Annotated in this window: 23 protein-coding genes, 1 tRNA gene, 2 pseudogenes and 1 riboswitch; of the genes and pseudogenes, 14 read left to right on the plus strand and 12 right to left on the minus strand. The window is 71.8% G+C overall.

Going from position 1 to position 24642, the window contains the following annotated elements; translation table 11 throughout:
* Window positions 1–58: 58 nt before the first annotated feature.
* Window positions 59–1645 carry a carboxylesterase/lipase family protein gene (locus ACN6LM_RS19445; RefSeq protein ID WP_445066657.1) on the minus strand — a complete coding sequence of 529 codons (1587 nt, stop codon included), beginning with the start codon at window positions 1643–1645 and terminating at the stop codon, window positions 59–61.
* Between the two features lie 156 nt (window positions 1646–1801).
* On the opposite strand from ACN6LM_RS19445, the gene ACN6LM_RS19450 reads away from it, so the two are divergent.
* Both ACN6LM_RS19450 and rdgB read left to right on the plus strand, forming a co-directional pair.
* On the plus strand, window positions 1802–2368 hold the full coding sequence (locus ACN6LM_RS19450) for a TetR/AcrR family transcriptional regulator (RefSeq protein ID WP_445066658.1): 567 nt from the start codon (window positions 1802–1804) through the stop codon (window positions 2366–2368).
* A 25-nt stretch (window positions 2369–2393) separates the two neighbouring features.
* A complete protein-coding gene (gene rdgB, locus ACN6LM_RS19455; RefSeq protein ID WP_445066659.1) occupies window positions 2394–2996 on the plus strand; it encodes an RdgB/HAM1 family non-canonical purine NTP pyrophosphatase in 603 nt (200 codons plus the stop codon).
* Window positions 2997–3036: 40 nt separating this feature from the next.
* Here the strand turns inward: rdgB and ACN6LM_RS19460 are convergent.
* The 5 genes from ACN6LM_RS19460 to bcp all read right to left on the minus strand — a co-directional run bounded on the left by ACN6LM_RS19460 (window position 3037) and on the right by bcp (window position 6792).
* Window positions 3037–3120, minus strand: a tRNA-Leu gene (locus ACN6LM_RS19460).
* A gap of 59 nt (window positions 3121–3179) precedes the next feature.
* Window positions 3180–3842, minus strand: coding sequence for an HNH endonuclease (locus ACN6LM_RS19465; protein ID WP_445066660.1), 663 nt, complete (start codon window positions 3840–3842; stop codon window positions 3180–3182).
* A complete protein-coding gene (locus ACN6LM_RS19470; RefSeq protein ID WP_445066661.1) occupies window positions 3839–4498 on the minus strand; it encodes an HNH endonuclease signature motif containing protein in 660 nt (219 codons plus the stop codon). The genes ACN6LM_RS19465 and ACN6LM_RS19470 overlap by 4 nt, the downstream gene beginning before the upstream one ends.
* 155 nt (window positions 4499–4653) lie before the next feature.
* Window positions 4654–6150 carry a glycine betaine/L-proline transporter ProP gene (proP, locus tag ACN6LM_RS19475; RefSeq protein ID WP_445066662.1) on the minus strand — a complete coding sequence of 499 codons (1497 nt, stop codon included), beginning with the start codon at window positions 6148–6150 and terminating at the stop codon, window positions 4654–4656.
* Window positions 6151–6324: 174 nt separating this feature from the next.
* Window positions 6325–6792 carry a thioredoxin-dependent thiol peroxidase gene (gene bcp / locus ACN6LM_RS19480; RefSeq protein ID WP_073863676.1) on the minus strand — a complete coding sequence of 156 codons (468 nt, stop codon included), beginning with the start codon at window positions 6790–6792 and terminating at the stop codon, window positions 6325–6327.
* 127 nt (window positions 6793–6919) lie between these two features.
* Here bcp and ACN6LM_RS19485 point away from each other — a divergent pair, with 127 nt between their 5' ends.
* The 3 genes from ACN6LM_RS19485 to ACN6LM_RS19495 all read left to right on the plus strand — a co-directional run bounded on the left by ACN6LM_RS19485 (window position 6920) and on the right by ACN6LM_RS19495 (window position 8105).
* Complete coding sequence (locus ACN6LM_RS19485; RefSeq protein WP_164399947.1) at window positions 6920–7240, plus strand: DUF3618 domain-containing protein; 321 nt, start codon at window positions 6920–6922, stop codon at window positions 7238–7240.
* 43 nt (window positions 7241–7283) lie between these two features.
* Window positions 7284–7622, plus strand: a complete 339-nt coding sequence (locus tag ACN6LM_RS19490; protein ID WP_164399948.1) for a co-chaperone GroES — start codon at window positions 7284–7286, stop codon at window positions 7620–7622.
* A 54-nt stretch (window positions 7623–7676) separates the two neighbouring features.
* Window positions 7677–7745: riboswitch (guanidine-III (ykkC-III) riboswitch) on the plus strand.
* A 39-nt stretch (window positions 7746–7784) separates the two neighbouring features.
* Window positions 7785–8105 (plus strand): DMT family transporter, encoded by a 321-nt coding sequence (locus ACN6LM_RS19495; protein ID WP_018105629.1) that lies wholly within the window; start codon window positions 7785–7787, stop codon window positions 8103–8105.
* A 19-nt stretch (window positions 8106–8124) separates the two neighbouring features.
* On the opposite strand, the gene ACN6LM_RS19500 is transcribed toward ACN6LM_RS19495, so the two are convergent.
* Entirely contained in the window at window positions 8125–10497 is a 2373-nt protein-coding gene (locus ACN6LM_RS19500; RefSeq protein WP_445066663.1) for a transglycosylase domain-containing protein, read from the minus strand.
* Between the two features lie 172 nt (window positions 10498–10669).
* Between ACN6LM_RS19500 and ACN6LM_RS19505 the strand changes: the two genes are divergently transcribed.
* Genes ACN6LM_RS19505 through ACN6LM_RS19520 form a run of 4 tightly spaced genes read left to right on the plus strand, consistent with a single transcriptional unit; the run spans window position 10670 to window position 14073 of the window.
* Window positions 10670–11470 (plus strand): ABC transporter permease, encoded by an 801-nt coding sequence (locus ACN6LM_RS19505; RefSeq protein ID WP_361024217.1) that lies wholly within the window; start codon window positions 10670–10672, stop codon window positions 11468–11470.
* Window positions 11463–12332 carry an ABC transporter permease gene (locus ACN6LM_RS19510; RefSeq protein ID WP_445066664.1) on the plus strand — a complete coding sequence of 290 codons (870 nt, stop codon included), beginning with the start codon at window positions 11463–11465 and terminating at the stop codon, window positions 12330–12332. Before ACN6LM_RS19505 ends, ACN6LM_RS19510 begins: the two co-directional genes overlap by 8 nt.
* A gap of 28 nt (window positions 12333–12360) precedes the next feature.
* Window positions 12361–13365 (plus strand): ABC transporter ATP-binding protein, encoded by a 1005-nt coding sequence (locus ACN6LM_RS19515; RefSeq protein ID WP_445066665.1) that lies wholly within the window; start codon window positions 12361–12363, stop codon window positions 13363–13365.
* Window positions 13366–13413: 48 nt separating this feature from the next.
* Entirely contained in the window at window positions 13414–14073 is a 660-nt protein-coding gene (locus ACN6LM_RS19520) for a DUF1707 SHOCT-like domain-containing protein (RefSeq protein ID WP_445066705.1), read from the plus strand.
* Between the two features lie 15 nt (window positions 14074–14088).
* On the opposite strand, the gene ACN6LM_RS19525 is transcribed toward ACN6LM_RS19520, so the two are convergent.
* A complete protein-coding gene (locus ACN6LM_RS19525; RefSeq protein ID WP_445066666.1) occupies window positions 14089–15339 on the minus strand; it encodes an SGNH/GDSL hydrolase family protein in 1251 nt (416 codons plus the stop codon).
* A 161-nt stretch (window positions 15340–15500) separates the two neighbouring features.
* Between ACN6LM_RS19525 and ACN6LM_RS19530 the strand changes: the two genes are divergently transcribed.
* Complete coding sequence (locus ACN6LM_RS19530; protein WP_445066667.1) at window positions 15501–16850, plus strand: DUF445 domain-containing protein; 1350 nt, start codon at window positions 15501–15503, stop codon at window positions 16848–16850.
* 93 nt (window positions 16851–16943) lie between these two features.
* Here ACN6LM_RS19530 and ACN6LM_RS19535 read toward each other — a convergent pair whose 3' ends face one another.
* Window positions 16944–17276, minus strand: a complete 333-nt coding sequence (locus tag ACN6LM_RS19535; RefSeq protein WP_445066668.1) for a hypothetical protein — start codon at window positions 17274–17276, stop codon at window positions 16944–16946.
* A 173-nt stretch (window positions 17277–17449) separates the two neighbouring features.
* Here ACN6LM_RS19535 and ACN6LM_RS19540 point away from each other — a divergent pair, with 173 nt between their 5' ends.
* Together ACN6LM_RS19540 and ACN6LM_RS19545 are read left to right on the plus strand one after the other, a co-directional pair.
* Window positions 17450–18961, plus strand: a complete 1512-nt coding sequence (locus ACN6LM_RS19540) for an MFS transporter (protein WP_445066669.1) — start codon at window positions 17450–17452, stop codon at window positions 18959–18961.
* Window positions 18958–19539, plus strand: coding sequence for a TetR/AcrR family transcriptional regulator (locus ACN6LM_RS19545; RefSeq protein ID WP_445066670.1), 582 nt, complete (start codon window positions 18958–18960; stop codon window positions 19537–19539). Before ACN6LM_RS19540 ends, ACN6LM_RS19545 begins: the two co-directional genes overlap by 4 nt.
* A 65-nt stretch (window positions 19540–19604) precedes the next feature.
* Here ACN6LM_RS19545 and ACN6LM_RS19550 read toward each other — a convergent pair whose 3' ends face one another.
* Window positions 19605–21482, minus strand: a complete 1878-nt coding sequence (locus ACN6LM_RS19550; RefSeq protein WP_445066671.1) for a protein kinase domain-containing protein — start codon at window positions 21480–21482, stop codon at window positions 19605–19607.
* A gap of 89 nt (window positions 21483–21571) precedes the next feature.
* A pseudogene (locus ACN6LM_RS19555) lies at window positions 21572–21816 on the minus strand (short-chain dehydrogenase); the annotation flags it as partial.
* Here ACN6LM_RS19555 and ACN6LM_RS19560 point away from each other — a divergent pair.
* Window positions 21816–22154 (plus strand): annotated as a pseudogene (locus ACN6LM_RS19560) (acyl-CoA-like ligand-binding transcription factor); the annotation flags it as partial. The pseudogenes ACN6LM_RS19555 and ACN6LM_RS19560 overlap by 1 nt on opposite strands.
* 53 nt (window positions 22155–22207) lie before the next feature.
* Complete coding sequence (locus ACN6LM_RS19565) at window positions 22208–22810, plus strand: dihydrofolate reductase family protein (protein WP_445066672.1); 603 nt, start codon at window positions 22208–22210, stop codon at window positions 22808–22810.
* Between the two features lie 51 nt (window positions 22811–22861).
* Here the strand turns inward: ACN6LM_RS19565 and ACN6LM_RS19570 are convergent, their stop codons facing one another.
* Complete coding sequence (locus ACN6LM_RS19570) at window positions 22862–24517, minus strand: cellulase family glycosylhydrolase (protein ID WP_445066673.1); 1656 nt, start codon at window positions 24515–24517, stop codon at window positions 22862–22864.
* Window positions 24518–24642 lie beyond the last annotated feature (125 nt).

Raw genomic sequence — 24642 nt, forward strand, 5'->3', positions numbered from 1 at the left:
GGAGTTCAGACGTGTCTCTTCCGACCTGACCGCCGGGGGCACCCCGGCCCGGCCCGGCTCACGACGAGGCGAGACCCTTCCAGAACACGTAGTGGTGGTCCGCCGCGAAGTCCGTCCGGCCGACGTTCCCGGACGCGAGGCGCTGAACGTACAGGTCGTCGTCCGCGAACCGCTGCCACGACGGCAGCCCCGGACCGTCCATCCGGCCCGTGCTCGCGAACCGGCTCCAGTAGCCGACCACCGTGTCCGACAACTCCGCCTGCGCCGCGTCGAGCGGCTCGAAGAGCTCGTTCTCGAACACGTATGCCAGATCCGTCATGTGACCCGTACCCAGGGAAAAGCTCGCCGGACGCGGCACGCCCCGGAAGTACGGGGCCGACACCTCGGCGAACTCGTACGCGTACACCGATGTGTGCCGCGCCAGCGCCCGCTGCGTGTCCAGCGCCGCCGTCGACCAGTCCGCGTCCGTGAGCACCGCCGACAGCGCCGCCGCCGGAGCCGGATACCGCCCCACCGGGTACTCGGCCAGCACCGCCGGGGCGTCCGCCCCGAACCGGTCCGCCACCTTCTCCGCGTACCCCTCGGCGGTCAGCGGCTTCCCCGTCATCACCTCGTCCAGGCCGGCCAGCCCGCTCATCTCGTCGCGCGTCGAACCGTGCAGCACCGGAACCCGCGCGAACCGCCCCGCCGCTATCGCGCGCGCCGGCGCCTCCGGCACCACCTCACCGTCCACCACCGGCCGGAACCCGTCGTGCCCGGACGCGGACGCCTCGACCAGGTCGGCCGTAGGCAGGGCCCGCAGACGGGAGTCGACATCCTGCGCGCCGTCGCCCAGAGCCGCCGCGACGACCGCCTCACCCTGCTCCTCCGCCTGCGCCCGCGTGAACGAACCGTCCGGCCCGACGCACCCCGCGCTCTGCAGGATCGCCTTGTGGAACAGCCCCCGCGCCCCCGGCGACACCATCTGGGCGCACACGCTGTAGGCCCCACCCGACTGGCCCATGAGCGTCACATCGCCCGGATCCCCGCCGAACGCACCCGCGTTGCGCGCCACCCACCGCATCGCGGCCTGCTGGTCGAGCAGGCCCAGATTCGCCGGAGCGCGCAGACCCGGCGCCGACAGGAACCCGAACGCCCCCAGCCGGTAATTCACCGTCACCACCACCGCACCCTGCCGCGCGGCCGCCAGCTTCGCCGCGCCATAGCTCGCCCCGTCCCCGTACGCGAAGCTCCCGCCGTGGATCCACACGATCACCGGACGGAGCCGCGCCGACCGGCCGGCCGGCGTCGTGACGTTCAGGTACAGGCAGTCCTCACTGCCCCCGCCCGCGATCGCGATGGGCTGATCCGTCGGCTGCGCGCACGCGCTCCCCGGCGTCCGGGCATCCAGCGTGGCCGACCACGGCCGGACCGGCTGCGGCTTCCTCCACCGGCGCTCACCGGTCGGCGGAGCCGCGTACGGGATGCCCTGGAACGTGCGCACCGCGCCGGTGACCGCCCCCCGCACTGGGCCTTCGGCGGTCACCACCCGCGACGGAAGCGGGCGCTCCGAGGCGTCGGCCACCGGAGCCAGGACCGCTGTGGTGAGCGCCGCGCCGACGACGGCTGCGGCGAGGGCGGTGACACGGGACTTCAGGGGACTCATGCGGACTCCAGAGCTCGACGTGGTCTTCGGTGCGCCAACGGGACCAACGTAGCGAGTAGTTGGGCGATCGCGCAAGACGCTTGTATGGGGCGAACGCGCAAAACGCTTGCGTCAGGCGTTCGCCTCACGCTCCCGGGCCGCCCTAGGATGCGGCGCATGGGAACGGGAAACCGCGAGAAGCTGCTGGAAGCGGCCAGGAAATGCCTCTTCGAGAAGGGGTACGAACGCACCACCGTCCGCGACCTCGCCTCGGCTGCGGGCGTCAGCATGGCGGCCATCGGCTACCACTTCGGCTCCAAGGAGGCCCTGCTCAACCAGGCGCTCTTCGAAGCGCTCGACTCGGGCGGGCAGGCATTCGGGCCCTCGACGCGGGACGACGGCCTCGGAGCACTGTGGACCCACCTCATCGAGGCGTTCTCGGCCGACAAGACCTTCTGGCTGGCCAACCTGGAGACGATCCTGCGCGCCCAGCGCGACCCGGAGCTCCGCGAGCAGGTCGCCTCAGGACTGCGGCAGGGGCGCAGCGGCATGGCCCACGAGGTCACGGGGACGCCCGAGGGCGAACTCTCCGAGGAGACGGTACGCACCCTCGGGTCCGTACAGCTCGCGCTCGTCGGCGGCCTGATGATGCAGCACATCACCGACCCGGAGTCGGCCCCCACCGCCGACGAGGTGCTGGCCGGCATCCGCGCGCTGGCCGCCCGCCTGCCCGACGAGGCGTGACGCCGGGCCGGGCGATACTGGGCGCATGACCCGCCTCATCCTCGCCACCCGCAGCGCCGGGAAGATCACCGAACTCCACGCGATCCTCGCCGACGCGGGCCTCACGCACGAGCTCGTCGGCGCCGACGCGTATCCGGAGGTGCCCGACGTCAAGGAGACCGGCGTCACCTTCGCCGAGAACGCCCTGCTCAAGGCCCACGCCCTCGCCCGGGCCACCGGCCACCCCGCGATCGCCGACGACTCCGGCCTCTGCGTGGACGTCCTCGGCGGCGCCCCCGGCATCTTCTCGGCCCGCTGGTCCGGCACCCACGGCGACGACCTCGCCAACCTGGACCTGCTCCTCGCCCAGCTCGGTGACATCTCCGACCCCCATCGCGGGGCCCACTTCGCCTGCGCGGCCGCGCTGGCCCTCCCGGACGGCACGGAACGCGTGGTCGAGGGCCGCCTGACGGGCACCCTCCGCCACACCCCCGCCGGCGACCACGGCTTCGGCTACGACCCGATCCTCCAGCCGGACGGCGAGACGCGCACGTGCGCGGAACTGACCCCGGCGGAAAAGAACGCGATCAGCCACCGCGGCAAGGCGTTCCGGGCGCTGGTGCCGGTGGTGCGGGAGCTGGTGGGGTGACACGTCGATGGGCCGCCCCGGAGGGCGGCCCATCACGGTGTGCGGCCGGTGGGATTCGAACCCACACAGGATTTCTCCCAGATGCCCCTAAAACACCCGCCGATACCAGTTTGGCTACGGCCGCGCAGCTGGTCTCAGCTTACTGCCCTCTGCGGAGAGAGTGCAGCGGGTATCAGCTCTCTTTCAACGCCGCGTGCGGGTGCCGCCTCTGCACCACGTGCTGGTCACCGCATGACAGTTCGGGCACAGGAGCCGCAGATTCTCTCTGCGATCGTCTCTCCAGTCCCCGTTGATGTGATCAACCTCCAACGTCATCGGCTTGCCCAGCCAGACCGCGCCGATTCCGCACTCGGCACACTCTTCGGGGACGCCGACTTCGCGGAGGGCGCGTCGCAACAGCGCGGTTTTGGTGCGGTGTCGGCCGTCGTGCTGTACCAAGATGCGGTCAGCGGGCTTCAGCGGGGTGGTTCCGGCCCGCCCCCGTTGATGTCCTTGCCCCAGAAAGTGGGTGATGGTGAGCCTGTCCTCTGCAAGCCACGCGCGCAACTGCTTCCGCTGGCTCGCGTTGTCCGTGCGGCCCAGTCGTCTGAGTGTGTCGGCGATGGAAACGGCAGACGCCACGGCAGCTGCCAGGTCCGATGGCGAGGGGCGTTTCCCAGCTCTGCGGCAGGCGCGGCGTGGAAAGTGGGACACGTCGATCCCGAAATGCTCGAAGCGGCGAAAGATATGGCGTCCGAGTTGGCCGTAGGGACGGGTGCCCAGAAAGTCGATGACTTCCTGGATGTTGGCGCACTTCTCCGCAGCCTCGGCCAGCAGTTCCCGTGTGTAGTGGCTTCCCGAACTCAAAAGCCCTCACTCCGCGTCGGTGTGGGCCTCTTCTTGCCGCGACCTCGGTATGTGTCGGTTGTCGAGTGACAGTTGGGGCAGAGCAGTCTCAGATTCCGAGGCTGGTTGTTTCGCCAGTTGCCATCGATGTGATCGACCTCGAGGGGCAGAGGCTGGTGCCGCCAGACGGGTTCAGTGCCGCACTGGGTGCAGCATTCGGGGACACCCATGGCGACCATGGCCCGCTTGAGTCGCTCGCCGGGGATGCGGTGAGCGAGTGTCTGCGTCCGGTCGACGAGTAGTTCCTCCGGGCGCCGACGGTGTGTCTCGCCTTTCCTTGACGGTGCCGCGAAGTGCGATGTGTCGAGGCCGTACGCCTTGATCCTCCGACTGATGTGCGTGTGGTGTCCGCCGACCAGGTCGAGCCCGAGGCGACGCAGTACCTCGCGCACGCTCTTTGATGTAGCGACCACGGGCTCGAGGACTTCCTTGGTCCAGCGAGCCCCCTCGCGCTCGAAGTGCTTGGTGTCCAGCCCCATCTTCCGAATCCGTTCGCGGAGGTAGCCCCGGGTACTGCTCTTCGGATCGACCTCGAGTTTCGTCAATGCTTCGGAGAGAGTTCGCGACGATGAGACGGCCTCCGAGAGCCGCTCGCGTGTGTACGGACTGATCCCCACGTTCCCCTCCGCATCCGGCCGCCCGTTCGCGGCCTCGTACGGAGTAACGAACCGACTATCGGAGCGTCACGTCCGATATCCGACAAGATGCGGAACGGCCCGTACCGCTTCGAGGGGAAGCCGTACGGGCCGTGACAGGGGTGCTGGGTCGTGGGTCAGAACTTCGGGTCGGGGGTCTGGGCCGCGACCAGCTCCGCCGCCTCCTCGCTCGTCTCCACCGACGGCGGGGAGCCGTCCAGCGGCTTGTTCGCGGTCTCCTTCATGCAGGCCACCGCGATCACGCCGACCAGGGCCGCCGCCATCGAGTAGTACGCCGGCATCAGGTTGGTACCGGAGACGCTGATCAGGGCCGTGATCACCAGCGGGGTCGTACCGCCGAAGATCGACGCCGAGAGGTTGTAGCCCACCGAGAGCGAGCCGTAGCGGACGTTCGTCGGGAACAGGGCCGGGAGCGCCGCCGACATCGTGCCGAGCATGCAGACCAGGGAGAGGCCCAGCATCGCCATGCCGATGATGATCGCGGGGATGCTGCCCTGGCGGATGAGGAGGAAGGCGGGCAGCGACAGGACCAGGAAGCCGAGCATGCCCGCCATCAGGAGCGGCTTGCGGCCGAAGCGGTCGGAGAGCTTGCCGACCTGGCTGATGATCAGCATCAGGACGACCATCACGCCGAGCAGGATCAGCAGGCCGTGCGTCTCGCTGTAGCCGAGTTCGTCGGAGAGGTACGTCGGCATGTACGACAGCAGCATGTAGTCGGTGATGTTGTACGCGCCGACCAAGCAGATGCAGAGGATCAGCGTCGGCCAGTAGTCGCGGAAGATCTTCGCGAGGTCGCCCTTGGCCGTGGTCTCGACGTTGTCCGCCGCCTCCGTGGCGTGCGCCGTGCCGCCCTCCAGCTTCTGGAAGGCCGGCGTCTCGTCCAGGCGCAGTCGCAGGTAGAGGCCGACGAGGCCGAGCGGGCCGGCGACGAGGAAGGGGATCCGCCAGCCCCAGGACTCCATCTGGGCGTCGTTGAGGAGCGCGTACAGCAGCGTCACGAGCCCCGCGGCGCCCACGTAGCCGGCGAGCGTGCCGAACTCCAGGAAGCTGCCGAAGAAGCCGCGCCGCTTGTCGGGGGCGTACTCCGCGATGAAGGTCGAGGCGCCGCCGTACTCGCCGCCCGTCGAGAAGCCCTGGAGCATGCGGAAGAAGATCAGCAGGACCGCGGCCCAGACGCCGATCGTGGTGTGGGAGGGGATCAGGCCGATCGCGAAGGTGCCGGTCGCCATCAGGATCATCGTGAGGGCGAGGACCTTCTTGCGGCCGATCTTGTCGCCCATCGGCCCGAAGAACATGCCGCCGAGGGGGCGTACGAGGAAGGCGACCGCGAAGGTGGCGAAGGAGGAGAGGAGCTGGGTGGTGTCGTTCCCGGACGGGAAGAACACGTGGCCCAGGGTCGCGGCGAGGTAGGAGTAGATGCCGAAGTCGAACCACTCCATGGCGTTGCCGAGGGAGGCCGCCTTGACCGCGCGCTTGACCGCCTGGTCGTCCGTGACCGTGATGTCCGTGCGCCGCAGCTTGGGGTTCCGGCGCTTCCGGATGGCACGGAACAGCGCGGGGTGGCGTTTGACCGCTTCCGGGTCGGCCACCTGGTGGGGGTCGGAGGCCGCCATGGCCGGTTCCTTTCCTCGGCAACTGTTACAGGAAAGGCTTCTGCGCGGACATGGCGGCCGCAAACCGGTTCAGCGAAGGAATGGGATGTCCATCACATGATTTCGGCCATTCGGCTCAGTGAATGGCCCGTTTCGGACCGTTCCGTGCGGCCAGTGGGCCACCCCCGCGGGCCCTCAGATCTTGAGGTCCTTGATGATCTTGGCGACGTGGCCGGTGGCCTTCACGTTGTAGAAGGCGTGGGCGACCTTGCCCTCCTCATCCACCACGACCGTGGACCGGATGACGCCCGTCACCGTTTTGCCGTAGAGCTTCTTCTCGCCGTACGCGCCGTACGCCTCAAGGGTCTCCTTGGCCGGATCGCCCACCAGTGTGACCTTGAGGTTCTCCTTCTCGCGGAACTTCGCGAGCTTCTCCGGCTTGTCCGGGGAGACCCCGATGACGTCGTAGCCGGCCTCGGCGAGCAGGTCGAGGTTGTCCGTGAAGTCGCACGCCTGCTTGGTGCAGCCCGGGGTGAGCGCCGCGGGGTAGAAGTAGACGATGACCTTGCGGCCCTTGTGGTCCGCGAGCGAGACGTCGTTGCCGTCGGCGTCGGGGAGGGTGAAGGCGGGGGCGGTGTCGCCGGGAGTGAGGCGCTCGCTCATGGTTCTCCTCGTTGGTGCGTGGGGTCTAAGGGACCGAGCGTAATGGGGGTGCCGCCGGGTGCGGATGCGGCGGAACTGACAGACTGTCGATGAAGGTTTACCGGACGAGGACCACGGAGGCGGCGCGGTGTCGGATGCCAGGACCCCTGCGCAGATCGAGGCGGACATCATCAGCAGGCGCGAGCGGCTTGCGGTGGTACTCGATGAGATCGGGGTGCGGGTGCACCCGAAGACGATCATGGGCGACGCGAAGGCGAAGGTCGCCGGGACCGTGGACCGTACGGCCGGCCGGGCGTACGTGGCGGTGAACCGGGCGGTGTCGGACGTGAGGGCCCAGTTCGTGTCGGAGACGGGCGCCCCCCGGCTGGAGCGCGTGATCCCGGCGGCGCTGCTCGCGGTGGGCGTGGTCGGCCTGGTGGTCGTGTCCTCGCGGCGCGGCAAGCGCTGACCCGTCGCGCGTGCGCGGCCCGGTGCCCGGTAGGTTGCGGGGCGTGAGCGAGAACAGCGACGACAAGCTGCCCATCCGGATGCTGCACGACCGAGTGCTGGTCCGGTCCGAGTCGCCCGAGGGCGAGCGGCGTTCCGGCGGCGGCATTCTGATTCCCGCGACGGCCGCGGTCGGCCGTCGGCTGGCGTGGGCCGTGGTGGTGGCGGTGGGGCAGAACGTGCGGACGGTGGAGCCGGGTGACCGGGTGCTGTTCGACCCGGAGGACCGGGCGGAGGTCGAGGTGCGGGGTGTGGCGTACGTGCTGATGCGCGAGCGCGACCTGCACGCGGTGGCCGCGGACCGGTTCGAGGGTTCGGAGGATTCGACCGGGCTGTATCTGTAGTCGGCGGCCGGAAGGCGTGTGAGGGCCCGGTGACGGTTGTCACCGGGCCCTTTGCCTGTCCTTTGCTACGGTGGAGGCACCCGACGAGACGCGCCGTACCGGGTTTCGCAAAGACGACGCACCCGTGTTGTTCGCGTGTTCTGTCTCGTCGGAGGTGCTGTCGTGGCGTGGGTTCTGCTGGTGGTCGCGGGTCTGCTGGAAGTGGCCTGGTCGATCGGGATGAAGTACACCGAGGGGTTCACCCGGCTGTGGCCGAGCGTGTTCACGGGTCTGGGGATCGTGGCGAGCATGATGCTGCTGTCGCACGCGGCCCGGACGCTGCCGATCGGTACGGCGTACGGAGTGTGGGTCGGGATCGGCGCGGCGGGTGCCGCGGTCCTGGGCATGGTGGTGCTGCACGAGCCGGTGACGGCGGCCCGGATCTTCTTCGTGTGCCTGCTGCTGGTGGCGGTGGTCGGGCTGAAGGCCACCTCGGGGCACTGAGGTCCGTGCCGGGCCCGGTTCAGGGGCGGGGGCTGGGGGCCCGCGTGCCCTTGGGGCCGTCGAGGAAGCCGCCGATGTCTCCGCCGTCCCCGCCGTCGCCCCCGGTGTCGCCGCCGTCCCCGCCTCCGGTGTCCGTGCCGCCGTCGCCGGTGCCTCCGGCCGGGTTGTCCGTGGTGCCGGGGGTGGTGCGCGGGGCGGAGGGGGTCCGGGACGGGGTGGTGGACCTGGTGCGGCGGGGGGTGGCCGAGGGGGTGCGGCGGCCGGTGTCGCCGGGAGCGGTGGACTCGGCGGTGGGCAGCGCGGTGTCGTCGGTGCCCGCCTCCACGTCGAGGTCGAAGCCCCGGGCGGGGGTGCCCTTCAGGGCGGCCCCGGTGTACTGGGCCCAGGTTTCGGCGGGGGCGCCGCCGCCGTTGATGCGGGGGAGTCCGAGTGCGCCGTAGAGGGACTTCTGGGCGCCGGTGTCGGGGTCCTGGCCCATGACGGCGATGACGGTGGCGAGGTCGGGGGTGTAGCCGGCGAACCAGGCGGCCCGGTCCTCCTCGGCGGTTCCGGTCTTTCCGGCGGCGGGGCGGCCCGCGCCCCGGGCGGCGGTACCGGTGCCGCCCTCGACGACGCTTCGGAGGATCGACGTGGTGGTGTCGGCGGCCTCGCGGCTGACGGCCTGCTTCACCGTGCGGCCGGGCAGGGTGACGCTCTCGCCGTCCTTGGTGACCTTGCTGACCAGGACGTGGGCGCCGTGCTTGCCGTGGGCGGCGAGGGTCGCGTACGCCTCGGTCATGTCGAGGACGCTGGCGGTGGCGACGCCGAGCGCGATGGAGGGGGTGGGGGTGAGGTCGGAGGTGTCCTCGGGGATGCCGAGGTCGATGGCGGTCTGCCGGACCTTCTCGGGGCCGACGTCCTCGGCCATCTGGGCGTAGACGGCGTTGACGGACTTGTCGGTGGCGGTGGAGACGGTGATGGGGCCGTAGCTCCGGTCGTCCTCGTTGGCGGGGTCGTAGCCGGTGGGTCCGTCGGGGCCCTCGACCATGCGTTTGTTGGTGCCGTCGTAGATGGTGCCGGGGGTGATGCGGCGGCCGTCCTGGGTGGTGGAGTCGTTGGCGACGGCGGAGGTGAAGACGAAGGGTTTGAAGGTGGAGCCGACCTGGTAGTCGCGGCGGGTCGCGTTGTTGACGTACTGGCGGGTGTAGTCGATGCCGCCGTACATGGCGACGACGTGGCCGTCGGCGGGGTCGATGGAGGCGCCGCCGACGCGGACGTTGCGGTCGGGTGCGCGGTCGTCGTCGGTCTTGGACATGACCTTGTCCTCGACGGCTTCGACGAGGGCGTTCTGCTTCTCGCGCTGGAGCGTGGTGGTGATGCGGTAGCCGCGGGTGGCGAGGGTCTTCTCGTCCAGGATGTCGTTGCCGACGAGGTAGTCCTCGACGGCCTTGACGATGTAGCCGCGCTGGCCGGAGAGGCTGTTGGCGGGCTTGACGGGGCCGGGGACGGGGAAGGTCATCGCGGCGCGCTCGGCGGGGCCGAGCCACTTCTCCTTGACCATGCCGTCCAGTACGTAGTTCCAGCGGGCGACGGCGGCGGGCTTGTTCTCGGGATAGGCGACGACGTCGTAGGCGCTGGGGGCGTTGAGCAGGGAGGCCAGGTAGGCGCCCTGGGCGGTGGTGACGTCGCCGATGTCCTTGCCGTAGTACGCCTGGGCGGCGGCCTGGATGCCGTAGGCGTTGCGGCCGAAGTAGCTGGTGTTGAGGTAGCCCTCCAGGATCTGGTCCTTGGACTGTTCCCGGTTGAGCTTGATCGAGATGAAGAATTCCTTGATCTTGCGGACGACGGTCTGTTCCTGGCCCAGGTAGTAGTTCTTGACGTACTGCTGGGTGATGGTCGAACCGCCCTGTTTGCCCTTGCCGGTGAGGGTGTTCCAGCCGGCCCGGAACATGGCTTTGACGTCGACGGCGCGTTCGGAGTAGAAGTCGCGGTCCTCGGCGGCGAGGACCGCGTGCCGGACGGTGCGGGGAACTTGGGCGAGCCTGATGTTCTCGCGGTTGACGTCGCCGTCGCGGGCGATGACGGTGCCGTCGGCGTACAGGTAGACGTTGGACTGGGCGGTGGCTCTGGCGTTGGCGGCGGGGATGTCGACCAGTTGGTAGCCGGCGATGAAGCCGCCGATGAGGATCAGGGCGATGAGGAGTACGCCGCCGAGGACCATGCGCCAGGTGGGGATGAGCCGCCGCCAGCCGGTGCGCTTGGGGCGCTTGGCCTTGCCGGGCTTCTTCGCGCCGGTGTGCCCGCCCGCCGGCGGGCCTTCACCGGCGGGGGCGGCGGCGTCGGCAGGCAGGTCCCTGGGGGCCCAGCCCGGGGGGTCGGTGTCTCCGTTCTGCTGCTGTGGCTCGTCGCTCATGTCGGTGCAGACTCCTCGGCCGCGGTCAGTTCCCCCATAGTGCCCTTTTCTGGCGCATATCCCTCGGATCGACGGCCGAAAAGCGCTCGCGGCGGCTGTCCCGGCTGGACTAGGGTTCTGCGCTTTGGTGTCCACGCACGGTGCGGCACCCGTGGTCGGGGAGGCGGTCGCTGTGCGGGTCTACGCGGTGGTGGCGGCGGGCGGTTTCCGCCGCTACGCCACCTATCGGATCGAGACGGCGGCGGGGGTGTTCACCAACACCGTCTTCGGCTTCATCCTCGCCTACACGTACATGGCGTTGTGGGACGAGCGGCCCCGGCTCGGCGGCTACGACATGCCCCAGGCGCTCACGTTCGTCTGGCTGGGCCAGGCGCTGCTGATGACCTGCGTGATGATGGGCGGCGGTTTCGAGGACGAGCTGATCGAGCGCATCCGCACGGGCGACATCGCGGTGGACCTGTACCGCCCGGTCGACCTCCAGCTGTGGTGGCTGGCGCAGGACTTGGGGCGGGCGGCCTTCCATCTGCTGGGGCGCGGCATCGTGCCGATGGTGCTCGGCGGGCTGGCGTTCGACCTGGCGCTGCCGGGGTCGGCGGGCCCGTGGCTGGCGTTCCTCGTCTCGGTGGCGCTGGGGGTGGTGGTGAGCTTCGCGATCCGCTATCTGGTGGCGCTGTCCGCCTTCTGGCTGATGGACGGGGCGGGTGCGGCGCAGATCGCCTTCCTGGCCGGGCTGTTCTTCTCGGGGATGCTGCTGCCGCTGAGCCTGTTCCCGGGGCTGCTGGGTGAGGTGGCGCGGCTGCTGCCGTGGTCGGCGCTGCTCCAGGTGCCGGCGGATGTGTTCCTGGGCAAGCACACGGGCTGGGGTCTGGTGCGGGTGTACGTGTTCCAGGCGTCCTGGGCCGTGGTGTTGCTGCTGGTGGGGCGGATGGTGCAGTCGGTGGCGACGCGGAGGGTGGTGGTCCAGGGTGGCTGAGGTGGCGGAGGCGGTCGTGCCGGAGGCGCCGGGGGAGGTGTTCGCCCCGCGCCCGCGGCTGGCCGAGGGGGTGCGGGCGTACGGGCTGATCGTGTCGATGTGGCTGCGCTCCACGATGGCGTACCGGGCGTCGTTCCTGATGACGGCGGTCGGCAACTTCGCGGCGACGGCGTTCGACTTCGTGACGATCATGCTGATGTTCGCGCACGTCGACGCGCTGGGCGGTTACACGCTGCCGGAGATCGCACTGTTGTACGGGGCTTCGGGGACGGCGTTCGGGCTGGCGGACCTGCTGATGGGGTCGATGGACCGGCTGGGCCGCCGGGTGCGTGACGGCACGCTGGACACGTTGCTGGTGCGGCCGGTCCCGGTCCTCGCGCAGGTGGCGGCCGACCGCTTCGCGCTGCGCAGGCTGGGGCGGATCACCCAGGGGCTGCTGGTGCTCGGCTACGGGCTGGTGGCGGCGGACATCGACTGGACCCCGGCGAAGGCGGTCGTGCTGCCGCTGATGCTGCTGAGCGGGTCGGTGATCTTCGGGGCGGTGTTCGTGGCGGGCGGGGCGTTCCAGTTCATCGCCCAGGACGCCTCGCAGGTGCAGAACTCGTTCACGTACGGCGGGAACACGCTGCTCCAGTACCCGCCGACGATCTTCGCGAAGGACCTGGTGCGCGGGGTGACGTTCGTGGTGCCGCTGGCCTTCGTGAACTGGCTGCCGGCGCTGTACGTACTGGGCCGGGAGCTGCCGTTGGGGCTGCCGTCCTGGGTGGCGTTCCTGCCGCCGGTGGTGGCCGCCGTCTGCGCGACCGGGGCGGGCCTGGCGTGGCGGGCGGGGCTGCGGGCGTACCGGAGTACGGGAAGTTGAGGCGGGACGGGTGAGAAGGGGAAACGGCATGGGTACGGACACGGGCGGCGGGGCGGCCTTCATCGAGCTGGACCGCTTGGAGAAGGTCTTCGACGTCCGCCGCCGGACGGGCTTCCTGCGCGCCGAGCGGCGCCAGGTACGGGCGGTCGACGGGATCAGCTTCCGGGTGGAGCGCGGCGAGATGGTCGGCTACATCGGGCCGAACGGGGCCGGGAAGTCGACCACGATCAAGATGCTGACGGGCATCCTCACGCCGAGCGGCGGCTCCCTGCGCGTCGCGGGCATCGATCCCTCGCGGGAGCGTACGCGGCTGGCGCACCGGATCGGTGTGGTCTTCGGGCAGCGGACGACGCTGTGGTGGGACCTGCCGTTGCGCGACTCGTACCGGCTGATGCACCGCATGTACCGGGTGCCGGACGCGCGCTTCCGGGCCAATCTGGACCGGTGCGTCGAACTCCTGGACCTGGGGGAGCTGTTGGACGTACCGGTGCGTCAGCTGTCGCTGGGGCAGCGGATGCGCGGCGACATCGCGGCGGCGCTGCTGCACGATCCGGAGGTGCTGTACCTCGACGAGCCGACGATCGGCCTCGACGTGGTGTCCAAGGCCAAGGTGCGGCAGTTCCTGCGGGACCTGAACGCGGAGCGCGGGACGACGGTGCTGCTGACGACCCATGACCTCACGGACATCGAGCAGCTGTGCAGCCGCGTGATGGTGATCGACCACGGCCGGCTGATGTACGACGGCGCGCTGGCCGGGCTCCACGAGGTGGGGGAGAGCGAGCGGACGCTCGTGGTCGACCTGGAGCGCGAACTCCCGCCGATCCGGCTGGAGTCCGAGCCCGCTGTGCGGACGGTGAAGGTGGAGGGGCCGCGCCAGTGGCTGGCCTTCCCGGCGTCCGCGTCGGCGGCTCCGCTGGTGGCGCGGATCGCCGCGGAGTACCCGTTGGCGGACCTTTCGGTACGGGAGCCGGACATCGAGGCGGTGATCGCGAAGATGTACGCGCGCGAGCGGCCCGGGGAGCCGGTGACGTGAGCGCGCCGGTTCAATAGGCTGAGCGCCATGACGAGCGAACTCCCCGATATGCGCGCCTCCGACGCCGAGCGTGAACGTGTTGCCGAGATCCTGCGTGAGGCGGTCGCCGAAGGGCGTCTTGAGATGGAGGAGTTCGAGCAGCGCCTCGACACGGCCTACAAGGCGCGGACGCACGGTGAGCTGGAACCGCTCGTCCGCGATCTGCCGGCCGTCGGCTCCGGCTCGTCGGCGCCCGCCGCCGTGCGGCCCCGGTCGGGCTCGGCGGCCCGCTGGTCGGAGCGGATCGGGCGGCCGGCGACGTCGACCGGCGGCTTCGCGTTCTGGGGCGGTTTCCGCCGCCGGGGCAATTGGACGGTCGGCAAGGTGTTCACCGCGTTCTCGATGTGGGGCGGCGGCGACATCGACCTTCGCGAGGCGAACTTCGAGTCCCGCGAGACCGTGATCCGCTGCTTCACGATCATGGGCGGTCTCCATGTGACGGTCCCGCCGGACCTCAATGTGGACGTCCGGGGCATCGGCATCATGGGCGGCTTCGGGGAGCACGCCAAGGACGAGTCGGCCCCCGCGCCCGACGCGCCCCGGGTCCGGATCACCGGCTTCGCGCTCATGGGCGGCGTCGGGGTGGAGCACAAGCGCGGCAAGGCGGAGAAGCAGCGGCTGCGGGAGGCCGAGCGCGACCGCGGCCGGCTGGAGAAGGGCGACCGGTAGGCCGTCGGCTCCGGCTCAGAGCGCGTCGACCGTCGTCCTGTCCCCGGTCAGGGCGTCCACGTCCAGCAGCCCCGCCAGGCGGGCGTATCCGGCGTCGTTGAGGTGCAGGTGGTCGCCGGAGTCGTACGGGGCGCGGAGCTGCCGGGGGTGGGCCGGGTCGCGCAGGGACAGGTCGAAGTCGAGGACCTCGTCGAAGACCCCGCCCGCCCGGATCTCCGCGTTGACGTGCTGCCGTACCTGCTCCCCGCCGGCCGTCCAGGCCGCCGAGCCCCGGTACGGCATGAGGGTCGCGCCGATGACCTTCAGCCCGCGCGCGTGGGCCCGCCGGGTGAGGTCGCGCAGGGCGTCGGTGATCCGTTCGGGGTCGGTCTCCCTCGGCAGCGCCTGGATGTCGTTGATGCCGAGTGCGATGACGACGGTCTTCGCGCCGGAGACGCCGAGGGCGTCGCGCTCGAAGCGGTCGAGGGCGCGCGGGCCGATGCCGTCGCGCAGGAGGCGGTTGCCGCCGATGCCCTGGTTGGCCACCGCGTACGCGCCGTGCAGCCGGTCGGCGAGGACGTCCGGCCAGCGGGTGTTGGCGTCGGTGGTGGTGCCGGAACCGGCGGTGAGCGAGTCGCCGAACGCGACGAGCGTCCCGGTCGCCTTCGTGCCGCCGCCCCGCACGTCGACGGCGGTGAGGTAGCGCCACTGCGTGGTGGCCCAGGTGCCCCGCTCGTCCTCGGTGTACGAGGTCTGGTGGCTGTTGGGGTGCGTGGTGACCGGCCCGTGGGCGGTCGGGGTGCGCAGGGTGACCACGAGGTCGGCGTCGGCGGCGACCGGGACGGCGACGGCGTCGCTGACGGTCTGCCGGCCGGCGGCGACCGTGACGGAGGAGGCCCCCCGGAAGGTCACGGGGCGGGTGTTCACGGTGACGCGGTCGATGAACAGGGGCTGCGTACCGAACAGGTTGGACAGCGTGACGCGGGCCTCGGTGCCGCCGATGCTGGTGTGCACCACGTTGCGGATGACGCGCCGGCTCTGGTCCTGCGCCTGCGCCGGGTCGGCCACGCCCCCCACGGGAGCCGCCGCCCAGGTGGCGAGCCAGTGCCCGGAGGAGTGCGCCGGGGCGGCCGGGCTGTGGGTCGTGCCCGGCGGGGCCGCGGCGGCGGCTGCCGTCGCCCTGTCCCCGTTGAACAGCAGGGAACCGGCGAACGCCACGGCTGCGGCGAGCGCGGCGGTACCCGCCACGAGGGCTATGAGCGGGGCGTACCCCTGGCGCCTGGGCATGGGCGGTGTGTCTCCTTGCGGAAATGAGGAAAGCGGGGAGTGGACCGGTTCCCATGATGCGGCAGGGCGCGGGGAACTCGACGTGCGGTCCGGGAGTAGGTCAGGTAGGCACAATGCGTAGCGGACGCTTGGGGCTGTGCGTACGTGGACGGGTGGAGCGGATGGAACGGATCGACGGAACCGGGCGGACCGAGCGGGGAGAGCTGCCTCCGGGGCCCGGTGGCAGGGCGCGGCCCGGGGGGCTCGCCTCGTTCGCGTACACCGCGGCGGACGAGGAGAAGCGTCGTGGCGTACGCCGAATGAAGACCACGGCCACCGGCCTCCTTCTGCTGGTCGCGCTGGTGTACGTCCTCGCCACCTGGGCGAAGAGCGAGGGGGTGAGCGGCTGGCCGGGCTTCGTCGCGGCGGCCGCCGAGGCGGGCATGGTGGGTGCGCTGGCGGACTGGTTCGCCGTCACGGCCCTCTTCAAGCGTCCGCTCGGTCTGCCGATTCCGCACACCGCCATCATTCCCAACAAGAAGGACCAGCTCGGGGCCTCCCTCGGTTCCTTCGTGGGCGAGAACTTTCTCTCCGGGGACGTCGTACGTGACCGGATTCACTCGCTGGGCATCGGTGGCCGGGTCGGGGCGTGGCTCGCGGAGCCGGCCCACGCGGACCGGGTCACGGCCGAGCTGGCGACCGCGCTGCGCGGGGCGCTCACGGTCCTGCGGGACGCGGACGTCCAGGCCGTGGTCGGCGAGGCGATCACCCGGCGGGCGAACGCGGTGGAGGTCGGTCCCGGTCTCGGCCGGATGCTGGAGAAGGTCGTCGCGGACGGCGGCCACCGCAAGCTGGTCGACCTGGTCTGCACCCGCGCCCACGACTGGCTCGTGCTGCACGGCGACTCGGTGATGGACGCGGTGCAGGGCGGGGCGCCGGGCTGGACGCCCCGGTTCGTGGACAAGCGGGTGGGGGAGCGGGTCTACAAGGAGCTCCTGCGCTTCGTCACGGAGATGCGGGACATGCCGGGGCACCCGGCGCGCGGCTCCATCGACACGTTCCTCGCGGACTTCGCGGCCGACCTCCAGACCGATTCGGAGACCCGGGACCGGGTGGAACGTCTGAAGGCGGAGATCCTGGGGCGCGGTGAGGTCCAGGACGTCATCGCCTCCGCCTGGGCGTCGGTGCGCGCGATGGTGATCGCGGCTGCGGAGGACGAGCAGAGCGAGCTGCGGCTGCGCGCCCGGGCCTCACTGATGTCGCTGGGCGCCCGGCTGGCCACGGACGAACGGCTCCAGGGGAAGCTGGAGGGGTGGCTGGAGGACGCGGCGGCGTACGTCGTGACGACGTACCGGACGGAGATCACGTCGCTGATCAGCGACACGGTGGCCGGCTGGGACGCGGACCAGACGTCCCGCAAGATCGAGGCCCACATCGGCCGCGACCTGCAGTTCATCCGCATCAACGGCACGGTGGTGGGGGCGCTGGCGGGGCTGGCGATCCACACGGTGTCGTGGGCGCTGTGGGGGTGAGGGGACCCCGGGGCGGGGCCGCGTGAGGCGGGGCCCCGGGGCGTGGGCGGGCGGGCCGTGCGGGCCCGGTCCGGCCCGTCGCCGCGCCCCGCCTCAGGACGCCCGGCGGGTGACCGCCCAGGACGCGGCGGCGACCGTGCCCGCCACGGTGAACACGGCGGGCCAGGCGCCGACCTTCTTGGCCAGCGGGTGCGAACCCGCGAACGCGGCCACGTACGCGGTGGTCAGCGCGACGGCCGCGCGCGGGCCCGCCTGCCGGTTCCAGTCGTACGCGGCGACGCCGCCCGCCGCCGCGAGCGCGACCCCGCCCAGCGCACGCTTGCGGGTCCACCGCGCGACGGCGTAACCGCCGACCAGTCCGCCCGCCGCCACCGCCGCTGCCGGCACCTTCGCCATCGCGGTCACCTCCGCCTTCGTCCACGTCATGGGTGTGCGCCCGGCGCGCTCGTACGCGCCCCGCGCCCGGCGCCGCACCGGCGCCCGAACCGAGGCTAACCCGCGCTTCCGCCCTCCCGGCGACGAGGGGGTGCACAGGCGTTTACCCTGGAGGTGAACACGCGTACACCCCTCACTCGCCGCCGAGCCGACAACGGAGAGCCATGCCCGCGGACATACCCGCCCCCGCCGACCCCACGGCCGCCGCGGCCCAGGCCCCGCATCCGCGCTTCGCGGTGGGCGTGCTGGCCTTCTGCGGGGTCGTCGTCGCGGTCATGCAGACGATCGTCGTGCCCCTGCTCCCGCACATCCCCGAGCTGACCGGCGCCACCCCGGCCGCCGCGAGCTGGCTGGTCACCGTCACGCTGCTCACCGGCGCGGTGTTCACGCCCGTGCTCGGCCGGGTCGGCGACATGTACGGCAAGCGGCGGGTGCTCGTCGCCTCGCTCGCGGTGCTCGTGGTGGGCTCGGTGCTCTGCGGGATCAGCTCCCACATCGGCGTGCTGATCACCGGCCGCGCGCTCCAGGGCGCCGCGATCGCCGTCGTACCGCTGGGCATCAGCATCCTGCGCGACGAACTGCCGCCCGAGCGCGTGCTGTCGGCCGTCGCGCTGATGAGCTCCACCCTCGGCATCGGCGCCGCGGTGGGCCTGCCGATCGCCGCGCTCGTGGTGGAGAACTTCGACTGGCACACGATGTTCTGGGTCTCCGGCGTCATCGGCCTGATCGACATCGCGCTCGTCCTCGCCTTCGTACCCGAGTCGCCGCTCCGCAGCCGCGGCCGCTTCGACGCGCTCGGCGCCCTCGGCCTGTCCGGCGCGCTGGTCTGCCTGCTGCTCGCGGTGACGCAGGGCGGCGACTGGGGCTGGACCTCCGGCCGGACGATCGGCCTGCTCGGGGCGGCCGTCGTGGTGGCGCTGGTCTGGGGGGCGTACGAGCTCCGCGTCGCGTCGCCGATGGTCGACCTGCGGATCTCCGCCCGCCCGGCCGTCCTGCTCACCAACGTCGCGGCCCTGCTCATCGGCTTCGCCTTCTACGCCAACTCCCTGGTCACCGCCCAGATGGTGCAGGAGCCGAAGGCGACCGGTTACGGGCTCGGCGCCTCGCTCGTCGTCAGCGGTCTGTGCCTGCTGCCGGGCGGGGTCGCGATGGTGGCGCTCTCGCCGGTGTCCGCCCGGATCTCCGCCAAGCACGGCCCCAAGGTCAGCCTGGCCCTGGCGGCGGGGATCATCGCGGCCGGCTACGGGGTGCGGTACTTCACCAGCCACAGCCTGTGGCTCATCGTCGCGGGCGCCACCGTCGTCGCCTCCGGCACGGCGATCGCGTACTCGGCGCTGCCCGCCCTCGTCATGCGCGGGGTCCCGGTCAGCGAGACCGGCGCGGCGAACGGCCTGAACACCCTGATGCGCTCGATCGGCCAGGCGTTCTGCAGCGCCACGGTGGCCGCCGTCCTGGCCAACCTCACCTTCCGGGCGGGGGGCCGGACCGCGCCGACCCTGCACGCGTACCAGCTGGTCTTCGTCATCGCGGCGGGCGCGGCGCTGCTGGCCCTGCTGGTCACGCTCATGCTGCCGGGCCGCAAGCCCGCCGGGGCGGGTACGGTCGAGGAGAGCCGCACGGCGCCGGTCACCCCGACGGGGGGTGCGCGGCCGGCGGGAATCCAGGAGGGCGCATGACCGGCGGGCAGGCCATCGCCGCGACCCCGGCCACGGACACCGGCACGGGCCGGGACGCCATCCTGCGCGCCGCCCGGCGGGCGTTCACGCAGCGCCCGTACGCGGAGGTGACGATCAGGGGGATCGCGGCGGACGCCGGGGTGAGCCCGTCCCTGGTGGTCAAGCACTTCGGCCGCAAGGAGGAGCTGTTCAACACGGTGGCCGACTTCGGGCCGGCCGCCGCGGAGCTCTTCGACGCCCCGCTCGACGTGCTGGGCCGCCACATGGTGGTCACCCTGGTCACCCGCCGCCGCGCGCTCCAGTCGGACCCGCTGCTCCGCGTCGTCTTCTCCCTGGGCAACCAGGACGAACGCTCCCTGCTCCGCGACCGCTTCCACGAACAGGTCACGGACGCGCTCACCGCCCGTCTCCCCGGCGAGGACCGCGCCCTGCGCGCCGAGCTCCTGGCGGGCCATCTGCTGGGCCTGGGCGCGACGCTCAGCCTGCACCGGGAGGGTGCCGGTGCGGCGGCGACCCCGGAGCGCATCGCGGACCTGTACGCCCCGGCGCTCCAGCGGCTGATCACGGGCGCGAGGTAGCCCCGCCGGCGCCTGAGGGCGGGGGGCCGGGGCAGAGCCCCGAGCCCACCCCGCCGCAGGCGCCCCTACCGCATCGCGTTCCGCCAGACCGTCACATCGATCGTGACGTAGTCACTCGGCGAATCCTCCGGCGAGTGCCCCTGATACGTCACCAGCCCCATGTGCCCGGTCCCCGTGGTCACGCACAGCTGCCGCCCCTTGGACAGCTTGCTGATCCCGATGTCGTTCGCGAACCGCGTCTCCGCCCGGCACACGTCCAGCGACCCGGCCTGCCCCGGGTCGAGCAGGATCAGCTTGCCGCCCTCGCTCTCCGCCTCCAGGTACCCGCCGGAGTCGTACGTCAGCTCGTACCCCTCGTCCTCACCCTCCTGCGGCCGCACCTCGGCGTCGCCGAATGTGAGGTGGTACCCCTGGGTGAGGTTGATCCCGGTGAAGTCCTCCGGCGTCGGGTCGGAGGTCGGGGTCTGCCCCTCCGGCTTCTCCGTGCCCTCCTCGACGCCTCCCTCGGTGGGATCCGTGCTGGGCTTCGCACTCACCTGCGGCACCGGCGGATTCTTGTCCTGGGCCGCCGTACCGCCCTTCTCGTCCTTGCCGTTGTCCTTCAGCAGGAAATACGCCGTACCCCCGCCACCGAGGGCGAACAGCAGCACGGCGGCGACCGCCAGGGCGGCCACCCGTCCCCGCCGCTTCCTGGGCGCGGGCGTCTGCGGCACCGGCTGCGTGACGTGCGGCTGCGGCGCGCCGGGGTACGCGGGCCCCGGCCCCGGGTACCCGTACGAAGGCTGCTGGGCGGCCGGGTACCCGTACGCCGGGGTCGGCCCGGAAGGCGCCGAGGGCGCACCGTACGCCCCCTGCCCCACCGGCGCCGGCCCCTGACCGGGCGCGGGCGTGACCGGCGGTCCGTACCCCGGCGGCGGGGTGCTCGGCGCCGGCGTCGTGGGCGAGTAGGCGGCGGGCGCGGCGGCCACCGGCGGCGTGGCCGGGGCGGCCGACGGCGGCGGCGGCGTCTGCACGGGCGCCGGCGCGGCGGCCCGTACGGTGATGTCGGCGGCGACCGGCTTGGGCAGCCAGTCCTCGGGCCGCCGCAGCACCGTCTCCGCGTTCGCGGTCTGGCAGAGCCGGATCACCTCGGCGACCGAAGGCCGGTCCTGCGGGTCCTTCGCCAGGCAGCGTCCCACGAGCTCCGTCAGCCGCTCCGGCACGCCCGTGAGGTCCGGCTCCTCGTGCACGATCCGGTAGAGCACCCCGTGCGAGGTCCCCTCGCCGAACGCGGGTGTCCCGGCCGCCGCGAACACCGCGACCTGGCCGAGCGCGAAGATGTCCGTCGCGGCGGTGACCTTGCGCCCGGCGGCCTGCTCCGGCGCCATGAACGACGGGGTGCCGATCGTGACCCCGCTCCCCGTGAGCGACGTCGCGTCGGCCGCGTACGCGATACCGAAGTCGATGACGCGCGGCCCGTCCGCCGCGAGCAGCACGTTCGACGGCTTGAGGTCGCGGTGGACGATGCCCGCCCCGTGGATGACGTGCAGCGCCTCGGCCATGCCCGCGATCAGCAGCAGCACCGCCTCGACGGGCAGCGCGCCGTGCTCCACGACCGCGTCGGCGAGCGAGGGGCCCGGCACGTAGGCGGTGGCGAGCCACGGCTGCGCGCCCTGGGTGTCGGCGTCGATGACGGGCGCGGTGAACAGCCCCTGCACCCGCTGCGCGGACTGCACCTCCTGCGCGAACCGCCGCCGGAACTCCGCGTCCTCGCCGAACTCCGGCCGGATCACCTTGATCGCGACGGGCCGCCCGCCGGGCGTGTACGACAGGTAGACCTTGCCCATGCCGCCCGCGCCGAGCTTGGCGGCCAGTCGGTAACCGGCGATGGTGGTGGGGTCGTCAGCCGCGAGGGGCTGGAAGACCTGTGAGGCGCCGCCTCTGGGTGGCTGCTGACCGCTCATGTACTCGTAACTCCCCCGGAGAGCCCTGCTGTAGACACGGCACCCTATCCAAATCCCGGGCCCCTGCGGAGTCGTGGGACCACGTGGGTTCAGCCGGACGGGGGAAACGCGGACCGCACGCCCGTGGCCGCCTCCGACACCTCCCACAGCCGCCGTCCCGTGGCGGCGTCGGCCGCCCCGGCTGACAGCTCCACCCGGGTGGGTGCGCCGCGCAGCTCGCCCCTTCCGTCCGGCCCGATGAACTCGCCTCCCGCCACGCCCGGTTCGGTCGCTGCGAACAGCTGGGGCAGTGCCCCCGGCCGGGCGTCTGGGCGAGTGGCCTGAGTGCGCGGCCGCGCGTTGCGCGTCGTGCGGCTGATCCTGCGCACACCCGCGCTGCCGGCCTGCTTCCCGGAGCGCCGGGCGCGGTGGTGCGACGGCCTCGCGCGGGAGCCGGCCGAGCGGCTGGGGCGGGACGCCGAGGCGGACCTCTACCCGAGGCAGGCGGCGGGCATGGCGCTGAACGCCTTCGACGCCCTCCTGCGCCGGTGGAGCGCCGACGGCTCCGCGGAGAGCCCGGCGGACCTCACGGACCGGGCGTTCGCGGTGATCGCCCCGGCGCTGGACGGTTCCCGAGCCGTGCCCGGAAGCCGTCATTCCCGTTGCCTGCCAGGGGCGCCCGTCCGATCATGAACGGCCGACGGCCCCCGCGTACCGGACGGCCGCCCCCGGACGAAAGGCTCCACGTGCGCAAGCTGGTGTACTTCATCGCCGCCACCCTCGACGGCTTCATCGCCGGCCCCGACGGCTCCGACCCCAGCGGTCCGGACGGTTTCTGGCCCATCCCGGAGGACTACCTGAAGCACCTGATCGCGGAGTACCCGGAGACCCTGCCCGGCCCGGCGCGCGCCGCGCTCGGGGTGACGGCGGAGGGCACCCGCTTCGACACGGTGGTGGAGGGCAGGCGCTCGTACGAGATCGGCCTCGACGCCGGGCTCACGGACGCCTACCCGCATCTGCGGCACCTGGTGTTCTCCCGCACCCTGGGCGAGAGCCCCGACCCGGCCGTGGAGCTCGTCGCGGGCGATCCGGTCGCGCGCGTACGGGAGTTGAAGCGGGAGGACGGCAAGGACATCTGGCTCGTCGGCGGCGGCGAGCTGGCCGCCTCGCTCTACGCGGAGATCGACGCGCTGATCCTGAAGCTCAGCCCGACGACGATCGGCGCGGGCATCCCGCTGTTCGGCCGGCAGGCGGCGTTCGAACCGGCCGCCTGGACGCTCACGGACCACACGGTCCTGGGGAGCGGAGCGGCCTATCTGACGTACCGGCGTGCCGGGGTCACCGGCTGAGTCGCCGGGACCGGGCGGCCGGGGCGCGGGCCCCCGCCGGCCGGCGCCGGATCACACGGCGGCGCAGGCCGCGCCGCTGAGGGTGAAGGCGGCCGGGGCGGCGTTCGTGCCGCTCTGGCTGCCCGTGAAGCCCACGGTCACCGAGGAGTTCGGGGCGATCGTGGAGGTGTACGAGGCCGGCGCGACGCTCACCGCACCGCCGGACTGCGTGGGCGTACCGCCCCACATGTTGGTGACGGTCTGCCCGTTGGCGAAGCTGAACCCGAGCTTCCAGCCCTCGATCGCGGCGGTGCCCGTGTTGCGGATGGTGATCTCGCCCTGGAAGCCGCCCGGCCACTGGCCGACCACCTTGTAGCCGACCGAGCAGCTGCCCGCCGGCGTGGTCGCGCCCTTGTCCGTGGTCACGCTCACCGCGGCCGACCGCGCCGAACGGTTGCCGGCCGCGTCCCGGGCGTAGACCGCGAAGGAGTACGCGGTGTCGGCGGCGAGCCCCGTCACGGTGACGCCCGTCGTGGCCGACGAGGCGACCCCGGTCTCCGTACCGCCGCTGACGCGCACGACGTCGTAGCCCGCGACGGCAACGTTGTCGGAGGACGCGGCCCAGGTCAGCGTGGCGGAGGTGTCGGTTACGGCGGAGGCGGCCGGGGTGCCCGGGGCGGTCGGCGCCTCGGTGTCCTCCTCGGTGGCGCCGCCGTAGACCGTGGCCTCGTGGGAGGTCTGCGCGATGCCGTTCGCGCCGTGGAAGATGCGCTCGCCCCAGGGGCTGAGCTGTGCCGGGTCGAAGCCGATGGTCAGGTCGAGGACCGGGTCGGTGTTGCCGCTCCACGACCAGGCGATCCAGCCGAGTCCGAGCCGCTGCGCCTCGGACATCATCGTGTCCTCGTCCGGGTCGCCGTACTGGTCGGCGGGACCGCCGAACTCACCGATGACCAGGGGCAGTCCGGCGTCCACGAAGGTGTTCAGGTAGTCGGTGACCTTCTGGGCGGTGTTGTAGACGCTGTACATGTGGATCGAGAAGAGCAGGTTCCCGGTGGTGTCGGCGTCGTACACCGCCTGGGCGTTGTCCCGCATGACGTTCTGCCAGTCCTGGCCCCAGTTGGGCGCGTCCACCATGATCGTGTGCGCGAAGCCGGCGGCGCGCAGTTTCTTGATCGCGGCAGTGGTGGGGGCGGTCCAGCCGGCCGGGTCGGTGTTGCCCCAGGGCTCGTTGCCGATGTTGATGACGACGTAGTCCTCCTGGCCCTGGAGGACGTCCTTCAGGGAGATCCAGTAGTCGGCCGCGTGGTCCAGCGTGCCGGCGGCGGAGTCCTCGCCGTATCCGGTGGTGTCGTGCACCTCCAGGACGCAGATGAGCCGGTTCGCCTTGCACTGGGCGATGACGGCGGCGACGTCGTCCGGCCCGTTCCTGCTCCAGCGGTAGCCGTCGGACAGTACGACGCGGACGGTGTTGGCGCCGGTCGCCTTGATGTCGGCCAGCGACTGGGTTTCGCCGGGGTACCAGGTGTGCGCGTGGTTGACGCCGCGCATGATGAAGTCGTTGCCGTTGCCCTCGACCAGCCGGCCGTCGCTGATGTGCAGCCCGGTACCGGCGGCGGTCGCGGCCTGCGCGGGGGCGAGGGCGCCGAGGGAGAGGAATCCGAGCAGGGTGGCCAGGACGGTGAGGATGACGGCGGCGGGACGCTCAGCCGGATGTCTCGCTGTTCTCACTGCGGCTCCAGAGGGGGAGAAGGGGGCGGACCACGGGTGTGGGAGCGCTCCCACACCCGAGTGGACCCATGAAGCCATTCGGTCAGGAGCACGTCAATAGATCGGACGACTCCGCTTGGCCGGTG

Source organism: Streptomyces sp. SAS_281, assembly GCF_052542855.1.

Bases quoted from the DNA above. Each gene is read 5' to 3' on its own strand.
- ACN6LM_RS19515 (WP_445066665.1), top strand. From the start codon at position 12,361: ATGGGTACGGACACGGGCGGCGGGGCGGCCTTCATCGAGCTGGACCGC.
- ACN6LM_RS19520 (WP_445066705.1), top strand. From the start codon at position 13,414: ATGCGCGCCTCCGACGCCGAGCGTGAACGTGTTGCCGAGATCCTGCGT.
- ACN6LM_RS19525 (WP_445066666.1), bottom strand. From the start codon at position 15,339: ATGCCCAGGCGCCAGGGGTACGCCCCGCTCATAGCCCTCGTGGCGGGT.
- ACN6LM_RS19535 (WP_445066668.1), bottom strand. From the start codon at position 17,276: ATGACGTGGACGAAGGCGGAGGTGACCGCGATGGCGAAGGTGCCGGCA.
- ACN6LM_RS19445 (WP_445066657.1), bottom strand. From the start codon at position 1,645: ATGAGTCCCCTGAAGTCCCGTGTCACCGCCCTCGCCGCAGCCGTCGTC.
- proP (WP_445066662.1), bottom strand. From the start codon at position 6,150: ATGGCGGCCTCCGACCCCCACCAGGTGGCCGACCCGGAAGCGGTCAAA.
- ACN6LM_RS19545 (WP_445066670.1), top strand. From the start codon at position 18,958: ATGACCGGCGGGCAGGCCATCGCCGCGACCCCGGCCACGGACACCGGC.
- bcp (WP_073863676.1), bottom strand. From the start codon at position 6,792: ATGAGCGAGCGCCTCACTCCCGGCGACACCGCCCCCGCCTTCACCCTC.
- rdgB (WP_445066659.1), top strand. From the start codon at position 2,394: ATGACCCGCCTCATCCTCGCCACCCGCAGCGCCGGGAAGATCACCGAA.
- ACN6LM_RS19530 (WP_445066667.1), top strand. From the start codon at position 15,501: ATGGAACGGATCGACGGAACCGGGCGGACCGAGCGGGGAGAGCTGCCT.
- ACN6LM_RS19450 (WP_445066658.1), top strand. From the start codon at position 1,802: ATGGGAACGGGAAACCGCGAGAAGCTGCTGGAAGCGGCCAGGAAATGC.
- ACN6LM_RS19550 (WP_445066671.1), bottom strand. From the start codon at position 21,482: ATGAGCGGTCAGCAGCCACCCAGAGGCGGCGCCTCACAGGTCTTCCAG.
- ACN6LM_RS19500 (WP_445066663.1), bottom strand. From the start codon at position 10,497: ATGAGCGACGAGCCACAGCAGCAGAACGGAGACACCGACCCCCCGGGC.
- ACN6LM_RS19540 (WP_445066669.1), top strand. From the start codon at position 17,450: ATGCCCGCGGACATACCCGCCCCCGCCGACCCCACGGCCGCCGCGGCC.